The organism is Xanthomonas sp. DAR 35659, from assembly GCF_041242975.1.
GTDB classification, from domain to species: domain Bacteria; phylum Pseudomonadota; class Gammaproteobacteria; order Xanthomonadales; family Xanthomonadaceae; genus Xanthomonas_A; species Xanthomonas_A medicagonis.
Map to the genome: position 1 here is coordinate 4,855,825 of NZ_CP162488.1, position 13,613 is coordinate 4,869,437.

Annotated in this window: 13 protein-coding genes; 4 read left to right on the top strand and 9 right to left on the bottom strand. The window is 72.5% G+C overall.

The window, feature by feature from the left end:
- Window positions 1-101 precede the first annotated feature (101 nt).
- The 9 genes from AB3X07_RS20575 to AB3X07_RS20615 form a co-directional block, all read right to left on the bottom strand.
- Window positions 102-1,076, bottom strand: a complete 975-nt coding sequence (locus AB3X07_RS20575) for a phosphatidate cytidylyltransferase (protein WP_369940787.1) — start codon at window positions 1,074-1,076, stop codon at window positions 102-104.
- Window positions 1,073-1,705 carry a lysophospholipid acyltransferase family protein gene (locus tag AB3X07_RS20580; RefSeq protein WP_369940790.1) on the bottom strand — a complete coding sequence of 211 codons (633 nt, stop codon included), beginning with the start codon at window positions 1,703-1,705 and terminating at the stop codon, window positions 1,073-1,075. Before AB3X07_RS20580 ends, AB3X07_RS20575 begins: the two co-directional genes overlap by 4 nt.
- Window positions 1,702-2,355 carry a CDP-alcohol phosphatidyltransferase family protein gene (locus tag AB3X07_RS20585; protein ID WP_369940792.1) on the bottom strand — a complete coding sequence of 218 codons (654 nt, stop codon included), beginning with the start codon at window positions 2,353-2,355 and terminating at the stop codon, window positions 1,702-1,704. The genes AB3X07_RS20580 and AB3X07_RS20585 overlap by 4 nt, the downstream gene beginning before the upstream one ends.
- The gene (locus AB3X07_RS20590; RefSeq protein WP_369940794.1) at window positions 2,355-3,854 is read right to left on the bottom strand and encodes a TIGR04222 domain-containing membrane protein; all 1,500 of its coding nucleotides are present in this window, start codon (window positions 3,852-3,854) and stop codon (window positions 2,355-2,357) included. The genes AB3X07_RS20585 and AB3X07_RS20590 overlap by 1 nt, the downstream gene beginning before the upstream one ends.
- A 13-nt stretch (window positions 3,855-3,867) precedes the next feature.
- Window positions 3,868-4,302: a hypothetical protein gene (locus AB3X07_RS20595; RefSeq protein WP_369940795.1), complete on the bottom strand. Its 435-nt coding sequence runs from the start codon at window positions 4,300-4,302 to the stop codon at window positions 3,868-3,870.
- Window positions 4,299-5,636, bottom strand: coding sequence for a phosphatase PAP2/dual specificity phosphatase family protein (locus AB3X07_RS20600; RefSeq protein WP_369940796.1), 1,338 nt, complete (start codon window positions 5,634-5,636; stop codon window positions 4,299-4,301). The genes AB3X07_RS20595 and AB3X07_RS20600 overlap by 4 nt, the downstream gene beginning before the upstream one ends.
- Window positions 5,633-7,387 (bottom strand): bifunctional alpha/beta hydrolase/class I SAM-dependent methyltransferase, encoded by a 1,755-nt coding sequence (locus AB3X07_RS20605; RefSeq protein ID WP_369940798.1) that lies wholly within the window; start codon window positions 7,385-7,387, stop codon window positions 5,633-5,635. The genes AB3X07_RS20600 and AB3X07_RS20605 overlap by 4 nt, the downstream gene beginning before the upstream one ends.
- Before the next feature lie 61 nt (window positions 7,388-7,448).
- Window positions 7,449-8,063: a CDP-alcohol phosphatidyltransferase family protein gene (locus AB3X07_RS20610; protein WP_369940800.1), complete on the bottom strand. Its 615-nt coding sequence runs from the start codon at window positions 8,061-8,063 to the stop codon at window positions 7,449-7,451.
- A 98-nt stretch (window positions 8,064-8,161) separates the two neighbouring features.
- A complete protein-coding gene (locus AB3X07_RS20615; RefSeq protein ID WP_369940803.1) occupies window positions 8,162-8,788 on the bottom strand; it encodes a hypothetical protein in 627 nt (208 codons plus the stop codon).
- A 144-nt stretch (window positions 8,789-8,932) separates the two neighbouring features.
- Here AB3X07_RS20615 and purH point away from each other — a divergent pair, with 144 nt between their 5' ends.
- The 4 genes from purH to AB3X07_RS20635 all read left to right on the top strand — a co-directional run bounded on the left by purH (window position 8,933) and on the right by AB3X07_RS20635 (window position 13,546).
- Entirely contained in the window at window positions 8,933-10,519 is a 1,587-nt protein-coding gene (gene purH, locus AB3X07_RS20620; protein ID WP_369940805.1) for a bifunctional phosphoribosylaminoimidazolecarboxamide formyltransferase/IMP cyclohydrolase, read from the top strand.
- Window positions 10,520-10,535: 16 nt separating this feature from the next.
- Window positions 10,536-11,405, top strand: a complete 870-nt coding sequence (locus AB3X07_RS20625) for a hypothetical protein (protein ID WP_369940806.1) — start codon at window positions 10,536-10,538, stop codon at window positions 11,403-11,405.
- Between the two features lie 58 nt (window positions 11,406-11,463).
- Complete coding sequence (gene purD / locus AB3X07_RS20630) at window positions 11,464-12,753, top strand: phosphoribosylamine--glycine ligase (RefSeq protein ID WP_369940808.1); 1,290 nt, start codon at window positions 11,464-11,466, stop codon at window positions 12,751-12,753.
- Window positions 12,754-12,868: 115 nt separating this feature from the next.
- Window positions 12,869-13,546, top strand: coding sequence for a uracil-DNA glycosylase family protein (locus AB3X07_RS20635; protein ID WP_369940810.1), 678 nt, complete (start codon window positions 12,869-12,871; stop codon window positions 13,544-13,546).
- Window positions 13,547-13,613 lie beyond the last annotated feature (67 nt).

Below are 13,613 nucleotides of genomic sequence, written 5' to 3' on the forward strand. Positions count from 1 at the left end.
GCCCCGACGCGTCATCGGTAAGGCGTCGCGGCTGAAGCCGCTCCTACAGGAGGCGGGGCGCTTGTGCGAATCCCCGATCCCGAATCCCCAATCCCGGCCCCTCACACCCATCCATAGCGGATCAGGTGGAAGAACACCGGCGCGGCGAAGCACACCGAGTCCAGCCGGTCGAGCACGCCGCCGTGGCCTTCGATCATGTGGCCCCAGTCCTTGATGCCGCGGTCGCGCTTGATCGCCGACATCACCAGGCCGCCGAAGAAACCCATCAGGTTGGCCACCAGCGCCAGCGCGAACGCCTGCAGCGGCGAGAACGGGGTGATCCACCACAGCGCCGCACCCAGCGCGCTGGCCGTCAGGATGCCGCCGACGAAACCCTCCACGGTCTTGGACGGCGACAGCTTCGGCGCGATCAGGTGCCTGCCGAGCAGCTTGCCCCACACGTACTGCAGCACGTCGGAGGACTGCACCACGATCACCAGGAACGCGAACAGCAGCAGGTTGCGCCCCTCGTAGCCGGGGATCTCCAGGTTCAGCAGCGCCGGCACGTGCGAGATGCAGAACACGCAGATCATCAATCCCCACTGCACCTTGGCGGTGCGCTCCAGGTAGCGCGTGGTGTCGCCGCCGATGGTGGCCAGGATCGGCAGCACCAGGAACGCGTAGACCGGGATCAGCAGCGTGTACAGCCCGTACCAGCCGCTCCACACCAACCAGTACTGCCACGGCAGCACGATGTAGAACGCGGCCAGCAAGGCGTAGTAGTCGCCGCGCCGGGTCGGCGCCAGGGTGATGAACTCGCGCAGCGCGAACAGCGACACCAGCGCGAACAGCACGATCACGCCGATGCGCCCGAACACGAACGCCAGCGCCACCACCGCGGCCATCACCCACCACGCGCGGATCCGCGCCACCAGGTTGTCCAGCACCGCGCTGGGACGTTCGCGCGCGCGCCAGCGCAGGGTTTCGGAAATCAGCGTGGCCAGCACCAGCACCGCGGCGATGCCGAGAAACAGCCAGAGCGTCTGCTGGCGCAGCGAGGATTGCTGCAGATGGTCGCTGAGGGCGATCGGGCTCATCGGGCGGCCTCCATCTGCTCCGGCGCCAGCGCCAGCAGCGCCGTGCGCGTGCGCTCCAGGAACGCCTGCTTGTCCTCGCCGGGGCCCAGCCGCAGCGGTTCGCCGAAGGTGGTGGTGCACAGCAGCGGCAGCGGCAGCCACTTGCCCTTGGGCATCACCCGTTTCAGGTTGTCGATCCACACCGGCACGAATTCCAGCTCCGGCCGTTGCCGCGCCAGGTGGTAGATGCCGCTCTTGAACGGCAGCACGCCTTCCTCGGTGTTGCGGGTGCCTTCCGGGAACAGGATCAACGAGCCGCCGGCATCGACCGCCTCGCACAGGCAGTCGATCGGATCGCGCGTGCGCTGCGCGGGGTCGCGCTCGATCAGCACGCCGTTGAACACGCCATGGATCAGGTAGCGGCGCAGCGCGTCGCGCTGCCAGTAGTCGGCCGCCGCCACCGGCCGCACCTCGCGCCGCAGCGGCGCCGGCAGCGACGACCAGATCAGCACGAAGTCGCCGTGGCTGGCGTGGTTGCCGTAGTACACGCGGCGCTCGCTCGAGGGCACGCAACCGCGCCACAACGCGCGCGCGCCGGTCAGGGTACGGATCGCGGCGCTGCAGCCGCGGGCGATCAGGCGTTCGATCATCTCCACTCCAGTTCGCGCACGATGGCGCGCAGGCGGATCGCGATGGTAAGGGCGGCGGCCGCGACCAGCAGCGCCAGCGCCGCGGCGAACACGGCATGGGCGAGCGCGTCGTGCCGCAGCAGCAGCGCGGCGGCGCCCAGCAATGCCGCCAGCGACAGCCAGTGCATGCGTTGCACGCGCGCCATCGGCCCCTGCAGCGGCTCGCGCACGCCGCAGGCCAGGCCGAGCATGCGCACATAGGCGGTGCCCACGCAGGCCAGCGCCGCGGCCCAGCCCAGCTCCGCGCCCCACGGCAGCACCTGCTGCAGGCCATAGCCGGCGCCCAGGCACACGAGCACGTCGGAGAGCCGGTCCGGCGCCTCGTTGTAGACCTCGCCGGCACGGCCGACCATCTGCGCCTGCCGCGCCATCAGCCCGTCCAGGCGATTGCACAGCAGCCGTCCCTGCAGGCCGAGCGCGGCCAGCACGAGCAGGCCGGCGGCGGCGCGCGGCGGCTCGCGCCAGGCCAGGAAGAACATCAGCGCCGCCAACGCGGCGAAGCCGGTCGCGGTCCACGACAGGCCATTGGGCGTGGCGCCGCGCGCGCGCAGCGCCAGCGCCAGGCGCGCGCGCCACAGCGCACGACGTTCGCGCAGGCGCATGCGCGCCATCAGTCGCCGCCTCCGCCGCAGCCGCCACAGCCGCTGCTGCAACTGCTGCCGCAACTGCTGCCGCCGCCTCCGGCATCGCCACCGCCGCTGCTGCAGCCGCTGCTCCCGTTGCCGCCGCCGCTGCCGCTGGCCACCGGCGCGCGCAGGGCGTGATACTCCGCCCATGGCGTGGCCATCAGCACGCCGGTGCCGGCCAGCGCCAGCGGCGTGGCCAGATGCGCGCCCGGCGTGTCGGAGGAAACGTAGGTCCCGGCGCGCCATGCCGCATCGCGCTGGGCCAGCAGCCGGTCGCCGGCAACGCTGCGCCGCGGCGGGGTCAGCAGGAAGCCCAGCGCGATGAGCGTCACCGCCACCATCGCCGCGACCAGGAAGCCGACCGGGCGCTGCAATTGCAGGCCGATCTGGATCTTCATCGCGCCCACGGCCCACAGCGCCGCCGGCGGCGCGGCGCCGAGCAGGCGCGCACACCAGGCCTGGCCGCGCCCGAGCAGCAAGCGCTTGCCGATCAGCGCCTCGCGCACCGGCAGCGTGTCCTCGCGCAGCGCCTGCAGCGCCTGCTGCAGAGTCGGGTTGGCGCGGACCAGTTGCAGCGCGTGGCGCAGCGACGCCGGCACCGCCACGCGGTCCACGACCAGCAGCGGGGTCGGGTCGCGGCGGCGCCCGGACAGCGTGGACAGCGTCGGCCGCAACTGCACCGCGCCGCAGCTCAGCAGCAAGGCCAGTTGCATGTCCGCCACGCGCTCGCCGCCGCCGGCCAGGAACGCCAGTTCGGCGTGATCGACCACGGTGGCCGCACGTCCCTGGCCGAGGCCGCGCACCGCGCGCCGCAGCCGCGCCGCCAGCGCCCAGGCCAGGCCGATGCCGGCCAGGTACAGCACGATGAAGGAACCGCCGCGCCAGTGCAGCGGCGAGATGGCGCCGTTGTCCGATCCCAGCGCCCATCCCAGCAGCAGCGTGAGCGCCGCCCACAGCCACAGCGCCTTGCCGGAGGCGCGCGGGCTGGCCCAGCGGCGCGCGCGGGGATCGTCGCGCGCCGCGGGCCGGGTCCCGGCCGGCGCCGGCCAGCAGGCCGCCGGCGGTTCCCCGAAATAGCAGCGGTAGCGCGCCAGCGTGGCCCGGTATTGCGCGGCGTGGCGCTCCGCGTCGGCGGTATCGCCGCGCCCGGGCCGGTGATGCAAGGTGGTCTGCAGCACCTGCGGGCAGAACCGCTGCCAGTACTCGCGGGTATCGGTGAGGTGGGTATGCCAGACCTGGTCGATCAGCGCGCTGGGGGTGACATCCTCGCCGCCGCTGCAGGCCAGGAAGCAGAAGCGCCGGTATTCCTCGATCGCCTGCGCGGCCACGGCCAGCGACACGCCGGCCTCCCTGGCCACGCGGCGCACGAACACCGGCAGCGCGTCGTCGGCCTCGCCGAAGCGGTAGTCCTGCAGCCGCTGCCACAACGCCTGTTGCTCGGCATCGGCATGGGGCAGCGGTGCCGGACCGGTCGTCTCGGTCATGCGCGGAACTCCTTCATGTAGCCAGCGCCACGATCAGCGTCGCCAGCAGCGCCGCCAGTTGCAGCGCCAGGCTGGCCAGTTGCCGCCGCAGCAAGCCACGCATGCCGCGCCAGCGCGCCTGCCAGTCGCGCGGCGGCGGCAGCCGGCGCAGCAGGCCGAGCTGGTGCAGGGCGCGATCCAGGTCGGCACCGGCCTGGTCCGGATCCGGTTCGGCCAGCACGGCCTCCAGCAGCGCCACGTCCAGGCCGACGCGCGCGGCCCAGTAGCGCTGCAACAGCCCGGCCAGCACGCCGAACAGGCACAGCGCCGCGGCCAGCGTGGCGCCGGCGCTGGCATACCACGCGCCCAGCACCACGGCGATGGCCAGCAACGCCAGCGACAGCCGGTCCAGCGGCGCGGCCTGGCGCAGCACCGCCGCCATCGTGCGCAGTTCCAGCGGCGTGCTCATGCCGGCAGCTCCCGCGCCTGTAGCGGGGCCGGTGGCGCGGCGCAGGCGGCGGCGATGGCGGCACGTTGCGCCGGCCCCAGCACGATCCGCGGCGCGCGCGCGCGCAGCAGCGCCAGCGCGGCGTCCGGCGCGGCGGCACGGCCGCTGTGCAGCAGCCAGGTGGCGACGGCGGCCGCACTGCGCGAATAGCCCAGCGCGCAGCAGACCAGCACCGGGCCGTGCTGGCGTGCCGCGTCGATCGCGCGCGCGGCGGCGCGCAGGGCGTCGGCCGGCGGCGCGACCAGGTCCAGCATCGGCACGCTGCGGTCGTGCAACGTGGCGTCAGGCAGCGACAGTTCGGCGCTGACATCGACCACCGCGGCGAAGCGGGCGCGCTCGCCGCGCCCGGGCATGCGCCCGAGCCAGACGCCGTCGGCGATCTCCCGCGGCGCCGGGTCGCGCCAGGTCCAGGCGCGCGAGTTGAGCCAGGCCGCGGCCAGGTACGGCGCGTACAGCCAGCGCGCGGCCAGGCTCAGGCGGCCGTCGGCGCGCTTCTGCAGGCCGAGCGGGCCGAGCAGCGCATAGGTCAGCGCGACCAGCAGCAGCGACAGCGCCGGCCACAGCAGCCACCAGCCCGCGCCGCCGATGCCAACGGCCAATGCCACGCATGCCGCGCTGCCGAGCAGGTACGCCAGCGCCAGCCGCCAACGTGCCGGGTCGCGCGCCACGGCCAGCGCGCGCCACGGCGGCGCGATCCGCTCCGGCCACAGCCACACGCACAGCCAGCCGGCGGCCAGGCCGGTGGGGATGTCCAGGAAATGGTGCTGGTAGGTAGTCAGCACCGAGAGCCCGATCAGCGCGAACCACAGGTGCAGCGCGCCGCGCGCCAGCCCGCGCAGGTGCTGCGCATAGCGCACCCACAGCACCACCAGCAGCACGATGTGCAGCGACGGCGCCTGGTTGAACGGCTTGTCGAAACCGAGCAGCACCGCGAACAGCCAGCCGAACACGCTCTCGGTCGGCGGCCGCTCGAAGCTGAAGCGCAGCGGCCACAGCAGGAAGCAACTCACCGCCAGCAGTTGCGCGGTGAGCAGCCGCCTGGCGTGCGTGTCCAGTTCGGCGCGGCTGCGGCAGACGAAGAACGAGGCCACGTAGAACAGGTCGATCGACCAGTACGGCACGATGGTCCACGGCCAGAACGGGATCTGCGTTTCCCATGCGAACGGCAGCGACGGCACGTCGCCGCGGCGCTCGGCCAGGCCGTTGGCCAGGCCGTAGCTGAGGAAGAAGAACGGCCCCAGCAGCGCCAGCCACGCCAGCGCACGCCGCCACGGCCGCGGCGCCGGCGCGGTCACGGCGCGATCCGCTGCGCCAGCGACACGGTGAAGATGCCCCACGCGTCGATGCGCTGCTCCAGCTTGCGGAAGCCGGCCGCGCGCACCAGTTCGTCCATCTCCTGCTGGGTGCGCCGGCGCATCACCCAGGCCGCGCCGCCGCGGTGGCTGGTCAACGCGCGGGCGATGAACTCCAGTTGCGGGTGCCAGGGCTGGCCGGTGTAGGCCAGGTAGCCGCCCGGTTCGACCGCCGCGGCCACGCCCTGCAGCGAACGCAGTACCTGGTCGTTGTCCGGGAACAGTTCGTACAGGCCCGACACCACCGCCAGCGTCGGCCGCGGCTGCAGCGCCGCCAGCGCGTCGCGGTCGAAGGCATCGCCCTGCTCGAAGCGGGCGATGTCGGCGGCGCCGACCTCGGTGATCAGCGCGCGTCCGCGCTCCACGTTCAGTTCACTGAAATCGCGCAACAGGATCGCGTCGGCGCGCGGCCCGGCGCCGGCCAGCGCTTCGAGCACGTACCGGCCATGGCCGGCGGCGATGTCGAGCACGCGCACCGGCGCGCCGGCGTCGCGCAGGCGCTGCATGGCCAGCCGCAGCAGTTCGTGCAGGTGCTGGCGGCGCACCCGGATGCCGCGCCAACCGATCGCGTCCAGGTAGTTGCGGTCGATGAAACGGCCCAGCGGGCCCTTGCCGGCGGCGCGGTCGCGGTACACGTAGTCCAGCGTGCTGCCGGAATCGAAGCCGGTATGCAGGCCTAGCGCCACGCCCTCGGACAGGGTGCCGCCGAAACGCAGGTTGGCGCGCACGAAGCGCCAGCGCAGGTCCTGCAGGCTGTACTTCTCCGGCGGCCAGGCCAGCCGCTCGGCTTCCTCGAACGTGGGGCCGTGGCGGTGCGCCTGCAGCAGGCTGGGTTGCGCCGGCGCGGCGGCGAAGCGCTCGCGCACGAAGCGGCGGATCTGCGCCAGCGCCGGCGCGCGGTCGCGCTCGCCCAGGGTATCGTGGAAGAAGCCAGGCAGCAGATGGCGCTCCTTCACCGGCGAGGACAGCCGCTCGTAGAAGCGGTCCTGCGGGCCGCGGTGTACCACGAAATCGCTGCCGGAAACCAGCAGTTGCACCGGCACGGTGATCGCCTGCGCATCGCCGACCACGCGGTCGGCCGCGGCGTACAGGCCCAGCAACACCCGCACCGAGATCGGCCGCGTGATCAGCGGATCGCTGCGGTAACTCTCGACCCGCGCCGGATCGTGGGTCAGCCACTGCGGCTTGACGTAGCTGTTGACGAAGAAGTTGCCGCGCAGCTTCTGCATCAGGGCCAGCCCGGGCCGCGCGAACGGCACGTACAGCTTGACCTTGAACGCCGGCGAGGCCAGCACCAGCGCGCGCAGCGGCGGCGCGTAGTCGTGCACCCAGGTGCTGGCGATCACCGCGCCCACGCTCTGCGCGACGACGACGATGTCCTGCACGGCGATGCCGTGGACCTGCCCGATGTGCGCGACGAAGCGGTCCAGGTCGCGCACCAGCGCCGGGAAGCCGGTCGCATCGCCGCGCGCGCCGGGCGAGCGGCCGTTGCCGCGCGCATCCCACGCGAACAGCGCGCAGTCGTCCAGGCCCAGTTCCTCGGCCAGGTGCATGACCCGCCCGGAATGCTCGTGGCCGCGGTGCAGCAGCACCACCGCGCGTGGCGGCGCGACCGGCGCGGTGGCCGGCCAGTGCCGGTAGAACAGCCGGGTACCGTCGAAACTCTCGAACTCGCTCTCGTTGACCTGCCGCATCCGTTGCCTTTGTCCTGTTTGCCTTGAATCCTTGCTCCCACGGCCATGATGGCCGCCCCGCTCAGCCGCGCGCGGCCGCCTCGCGCAAGCCGGCCGCGACCCGGCGCAGCACCGTCGCCGCGCACAGCAGCGCCACCGCGATGGCGACGCCGCCGACCGTCGCCGCGCCGATCCAGCCGCCGGCCAGCAGCACGCCCAGCACGCCGACCACGAAGGCGCGGTCGCTCTTGCCCATCGGCCCATCGTAGCGGCGACTGGCGCCGACCATCAGCCCCAGCACACCGGCATATTCGGTCAGCGCCGCGCTCAGCGCCATCAGCCACAGCCAGCCGGCGCCCACGCCCGGCACGCCGAGCAGGCTCAGGTACAGCGCCGCGTCGGCGACCACGTCGCTCAGTTCGTTGAGGTAGGCGCCCAGTTTGGACTGCTGCCCGAACTCGCGCGCCAGCATGCCGTCCACCGCGTTCAAGGCCATACGCAGCAGCATCCACAGCGGCAGCAGCGCGTACCACAGCGGCTGCGCCGGCCCCAGCGCGTACACCGCCGCGGCCACCAGCAGCGACAGCAGCGCCGCGGCCACGGTCACCTGGTTGGCGGTGACGCCGAGCCGGTACAGCGCGCGCACGCCGGGGCGCAGCAGATCCTGGAAGCGTCCTTTGAGGGCATAGATCGACACGCGCGTGGTCCTGGCGGCGGGGGCGGGCGGCGACAGCCTAATGCATCGCGGCCGCGCCGCGCGCGATGACTCGGGGACGCCTGCCAGCCCTACGCGGCCTACTCGGCAATCGACGACACCTCCAAGCCGCCCAGCCACGCTTCCCACGGCAGCCGCCGGTCGACGTGGCGGCGCGCCCAGCGTGGGTCGTCGACGCGCTGCAGGATTGCGCGCAATCCCGCCTGCATCCTCGCGCACACCTGTGCGCTGGCATTCGAACCCTCCAGCGCGCTCACCCGGAACGGACCGCCACGCGTGCGCTGGAAGCGGATGACGCCGCCGCCGGGCAGCAGCACCGCCCCTTCGTCCAGCGCCGGCGTGTAGATGTACAGGTCGAAGGTCGACAGCATCCCGCGCGCGGCCATCGCCTGCAGCAATTCGCGCAGGCGCGGCTGCCTGCGGTACAGGCGCAGGGTGTCGGCGTAATAGGCGCCGTGCTCATCGAGGTGGATCTTGAACTCCAGGCCATGCAGGCGCCGGCGTTCGCGCCGCTCCAGCCACCAGGACAGGATCGCCGGCGCGCTGCCCCACACCTCGTCGGCCTCCGCGCGCAAGGCCGGCGCTTGCGCCGGCCGCAGCCAGGGACGCGTGTCGCCATCGCACCGCGCTTCGTGCGCGTAGCGCGCCAGGAATCCCAGCACGCCGTGCGTGGCGAGCGCGTCCTGCAGGGTCTGCTTGAGCGGCATGTCGGGCTCCGCGGCAAAGGGGCGCCCACCCTGCGTCAAGGCCGGCGCCAGCGCAATCGGCAGGCCGCCGCTGCCTTGCGCCCGGGCGTCGGCCGGCGCCAGCGCCTACAATGGCGGCCCGTTCCGCTGCCCCCGCCCCGCCCCATGTCCTCCGATTTCCTGCCCGTGCGCCGGGCATTGCTGTCCGTTTCCGACAAGACCGGCCTGGTCGACCTGGCCCGCGCGCTGGCCGCACACGACGTCGAGCTGCTGTCCACCGGCGGCACCGCCAAGGCGCTGCGCGAGGCCGGGCTGGCGGTGAAGGACGTGTCCGAGCTGACCGGCTTCCCGGAAATGATGGACGGCCGGGTCAAGACCCTGCACCCGCTGGTGCACGGCGGCCTGCTCGGCCGCGCCGGCACCGACGAGGCGGTGATGGCCGAACACGGCATCGTGCCGATCGACCTGCTGGTGCTGAACCTGTATCCGTTCGAGCGGGTCACCGCCGACCCTGCCTGCACGCTGGACACGGCGGTGGAGAACATCGACATCGGCGGCCCGGCGATGCTGCGCTCGGCGGCGAAGAACTTCGCGCGCGTGGCGGTGGCCACGGACCCGGCGCAGTACACCGAACTGGTGGGCGAACTGGAAGCCAACGACGGCCAACTGTCGGCGGCCAAGCGCTTCGCGCTGTCGGTGGCCGCGTTCAACCGCGTCGCGCAGTACGACGCGGCGATCAGCAACTACCTGTCGGCGGTGGTCGAACACAACGCCGCCGGCGTGTGCCGCAGCCCTTTCCCGGCGCAGAGCAACGGCAACTTCGTCAAGGTGATGGACCTGCGCTACGGCGAGAACCCGCACCAGCAGGCCGCGTTCTACCGCGACCTGCATCCGGCGCCGGGCTCGCTGGCCACCTTCGCGCAGTTGCAGGGCAAGGAACTGAGCTACAACAACATCGCCGACAGCGATGCGGCCTGGGAATGCGTGCGTCAGTTCGACGCGCCGGCCTGCGTCATCGTCAAGCACGCCAATCCCTGCGGCGTGGCGGTCGGCGCCGGCTGCGGCGACGCCTACGAGCTGGCCTACGCGACCGACCCGACCAGCGCCTTCGGCGGCATCCTCGCCTTCAACCGCACGCTGGACGCGGCCACCGCCAAGGCCATCCTCGACCGCCAGTTCGTCGAGGTGCTGATCGCCCCGGACTACGAGGAAGGCGCGCTCGACTACGCCAGGAAGAAGGCCAACGTGCGCGTGCTGCGCATCCCGCTGGCGCCGGCTTCCAGCGGTTTCACCGACACCAAGCGCGTCGGCTCGGGCCTGCTGATGCAGACCGCCGACGACCGCGTGGTGAGCCGCGACGAACTCAAGGTGGTGACCCGCCTGGCGCCGAGCGAGGCGCAGTTCGCCGATCTTCTGTTCGCGTGGAAGGTGGCCAAGTACGTCAAGTCCAACGCCATCGTCTACGCCAAGGACCAGCGCACCATCGGCGTCGGCGCCGGGCAGATGAGCCGGGTGTATTCGGCGCGCATCGCCGGGATCAAGGCCACCGACGCGAACCTGGTGGTGGAAGGCTCGGTGATGGCCTCCGACGCGTTCTTCCCGTTCCGCGACGGCATCGACGCCGCCGCGGCCGCCGGCATCAAGGCGGTGATCCAGCCCGGCGGTTCGATGCGCGACGCCGAAGTGATCGCCGCCGCCGACGAACACGGCATCGCCATGGTGTTCACCGGCGTGCGCCACTTCCGCCACTGAGTCTGGAGCGATACGGATGTCCATGAAGCCCACCCAAGCGTTCGCCCCGCTGGCCCTGGCCGGCACCCTCCTGCTGGCCGGCTGCAAGCCTGAGGCCGCACCTGCGCCTGCCGCCCCGGCCGCCCCAGCCACCGCGCCGGCACCGGCCGCGGCGACCGAGACCGCGCACGTCAGCCGCACCGCGCGCCTGCAGGCGTTCTTGGTCGAGCGCTACGGCAGCGCCGCCAAGCTCTCCGGCAGTTGGCCGGACACGTGGACACAGGACGGCGAGGCGCACGCGGTGGACCGCGAGGTCTGCGCCGAGCAGCCGGTGGTCAGCGGCGACGGCTGGCAACAGCTGCTGGCCGTGTGCGGCGCGCTGCGCGACGCCGGCCACCCCGAGCCGGGCACGATCGACTTCTACGTGTTGCGCCCGGACGGGCAGCGCTTCGCCGTCGCCGCCGAGCGCGTCGGCGGCACCTACGGCAGCATGGGCAGGCCGGGCGAGGTCGGCATCGTGCGCGCCGGCAGCGATTTCTACGGCTTCCGCGTCGAGGACGGCTGGTTCGGGCAAGGCTATGCCTTGCAGTCGCAGACCCTGATCCTGCCCGGCCCCAAGGGCCTGGTGGATGCCGGCAACCTGCGCAGCCACATCGACAACACCGCGAGCGCGGACTGCGACGAGCCCGAGGCCGCCGCCGACTGCCGCGCGCGGCAGTTCAACATCGATTTCGCGCTGCACTTCGACGACAGCGACCGCGCCGCGCGGGTGTGGCCGCTGCGGGTGGAGGAGACCGGTGTCGACTGCGGCAACCGCAAGGTGCGCCGCGAACACCGCTTCACGCTCGATCCCAAGACCTGGACCTACGCCTTCCCCGAGGCGCTGCAACGCGAAGACTGCCAATGACCGCGCGGCGCCGCCGCGCGCTCACGCGCTCCCTTCCCCTGCTTTCTGGAACCCCACGATGAAACTGCTCGTCATCGGCTCCGGCGGCCGCGAACACGCCCTGGCGTGGAAGCTGGCCCAGTCCCCGCGCGTCAGCGCCGTGCTGGTCGCTCCCGGCAATGCCGGCACCGCGACCGAGGCCAAGTGCCGCAATGTCGCGGTCAAGGTCGACGACCTCGATGGCCTGCTCGCGCTGGCCCGGGACGAGGCGGTGGCGCTGACCGTGGTCGGCCCGGAAGTGCCGCTGGTGCTGGGCGTGGTCGATCGCTTCCGTGCCGCCGGGCTGCGCATCTTCGGCCCCACCGCCGCCGCCGCGCAGCTGGAAGGCAGCAAGGCCTACGCCAAGGCGTTCCTGCAGCGCCACGGCATCCCGACCGCGTTCTACGAGGTGCATACCGAGGTGGACGCGGCGCTGGCCTACGTCCGCGCCAAGGGCGCGCCGATCGTGGTCAAGGCCGACGGCCTGGCCGCGGGCAAGGGCGTGATCGTGGCGATGACCCTGGACGAGGCCGAGGCCGCGGTGCGCGACATGCTCTCCGGCAACGCCTTCGGCGACGCCGGCGCGCGCGTGGTGATCGAGGAATTCCTCGATGGCGAGGAAGCCAGCTTCATCTCCATGGTCGATGGCGCCACCGCGCTGCCGATGGCCACCAGCCAGGACCACAAGCGCGTCGGCGACGGCGACACCGGCCCCAACACCGGCGGCATGGGCGCCTATTCGCCGGCGCCGGTGGTCACGCCGGAGGTGCATGCGCGGGTGATGCGCGAGGTGGTGGAGCCGACCGTGCAGGGCATGATCGCCGACGGCGTGCCGTTCACCGGCTTCCTCTACGCGGGGCTGATGATCGACGCCAGCGGCGCGCCCAAGGTGATCGAGTTCAACGTGCGCTTCGGCGACCCGGAAACGCAGCCGGTGATGCTGCGCCTGCAGTCGGACCTGCTGGACCTGGTCGACGCGGCGATCGACGGCCGCCTGCACGCCACCCAGGCGCAGTGGGATCCGCGCCCATCGCTGGGCGTGGTGCTGGCGGCGGCGCCGTATCCGGAGACGCCGGTCACCGGTGAAGCGATCGACGGCCTGGACCAGGTGCCCGCGAGCGCCAAGGTCTTCCACGCCGGCACCGCGCTGGACGCGCAGGGCCGCGTGGTCAGCGCCGGCGGCCGCGTGCTGTGCGTGGCGGCGCTGGGCGACAGCGTGTCCGAGGCGCAACGCAACGCGTATGCCGGCGTGGCGCAGATCCACTGGGCCAGCGAGTTCCATCGCAGCGACATCGGCTGGCGCGCGATCGCGCGCGAACGCGGCGCATAGGCCGCCCACCGCCCTTCTGTAGGAGCGGCTTCAGCCGCGACAGGCTTCACCGATACATCCTGTCGCGGCTGAAGCCGCTCCTACAGGCGACACCATCGGCATTCGAGGACAGTCCATGGCGCTGGATCCCGAACTCCGCAAGCAATTCCGCGCGCTCGCCGCGCAGACCGGCGGCATCGACACCGCGGTCTACGCCGCGTATGGCAAGGACCCGCTCGACCCCATTATCGGCCTCGGCCGCCGCGAGGCGCGGGTGTGCATCCTCGGCCGCGACCCGGGCCGCAGCGAGGTCGAACACAGGCAACCCTTCGTCGGCAGTGGCGGCCAACTGGTGCGCAAGGCGCTGTACCGGCACCTGCACGACGGGGCGCCGATGCCCGATTTCGCCGCCGGGCTCACGGCCGGCCGCGTCGCGTTCTGGCTCAACACCGTGCCGTACAAGCCGGTGGGCAACAAGGCCTGGGCGATGCCGGTGAAGCGGCGCTTCCATCCGCTGATGCGGCGCCTGCTGCTCGAACAGTGGCGCGGCCACGCCATCCTCACCCTCGGCCGCGAGGCCTTCCTGTGGTTCGGCATCGACCAGCCGCGCGAGGTGCGTGCGGCGCTGGACGCGTTCTGGGAACGCGACGATCGCTTCCATGCGCAGATCGAGGTGGCACTGCGCAGCGAGGACGGCCGCCGCGCCCGCCGCGTGACGCTGCACCCGCTGCCGCATCCTTCGCCGCTCAACCAGGCCTGGTACAAGCGCTTCCCGGCGCTGCTGGAAGCCCGCCTGCAACAGCTCGGGGTCTGATCGTCCGCGCGCGCCGATTCCCATCCCGAGGGGATCGCAGACAGCGACGGTGCGCTATCGTGTCGCC

What these genes read in the sequence shown, in the direction of transcription:
- AB3X07_RS20635 (WP_369940810.1), top strand. Translation starts at nt 12,869, where the DNA reads ATGGCGCTGGATCCCGAACTCCGCAAGCAATTCCGCGCGCTCGCCGCG.
- AB3X07_RS20595 (WP_369940795.1), bottom strand. Translation starts at nt 4,302, where the DNA reads ATGAGCACGCCGCTGGAACTGCGCACGATGGCGGCGGTGCTGCGCCAG.
- AB3X07_RS20625 (WP_369940806.1), top strand. Translation starts at nt 10,536, where the DNA reads ATGTCCATGAAGCCCACCCAAGCGTTCGCCCCGCTGGCCCTGGCCGGC.
- AB3X07_RS20585 (WP_369940792.1), bottom strand. Translation starts at nt 2,355, where the DNA reads ATGGCGCGCATGCGCCTGCGCGAACGTCGTGCGCTGTGGCGCGCGCGC.
- AB3X07_RS20605 (WP_369940798.1), bottom strand. Translation starts at nt 7,387, where the DNA reads ATGCGGCAGGTCAACGAGAGCGAGTTCGAGAGTTTCGACGGTACCCGG.
- purH (WP_369940805.1), top strand. Translation starts at nt 8,933, where the DNA reads ATGTCCTCCGATTTCCTGCCCGTGCGCCGGGCATTGCTGTCCGTTTCC.
- AB3X07_RS20615 (WP_369940803.1), bottom strand. Translation starts at nt 8,788, where the DNA reads ATGCCGCTCAAGCAGACCCTGCAGGACGCGCTCGCCACGCACGGCGTG.
- AB3X07_RS20575 (WP_369940787.1), bottom strand. Translation starts at nt 1,076, where the DNA reads ATGAGCCCGATCGCCCTCAGCGACCATCTGCAGCAATCCTCGCTGCGC.
- AB3X07_RS20590 (WP_369940794.1), bottom strand. Translation starts at nt 3,854, where the DNA reads ATGACCGAGACGACCGGTCCGGCACCGCTGCCCCATGCCGATGCCGAG.
- AB3X07_RS20580 (WP_369940790.1), bottom strand. Translation starts at nt 1,705, where the DNA reads ATGATCGAACGCCTGATCGCCCGCGGCTGCAGCGCCGCGATCCGTACC.
- purD (WP_369940808.1), top strand. Translation starts at nt 11,464, where the DNA reads ATGAAACTGCTCGTCATCGGCTCCGGCGGCCGCGAACACGCCCTGGCG.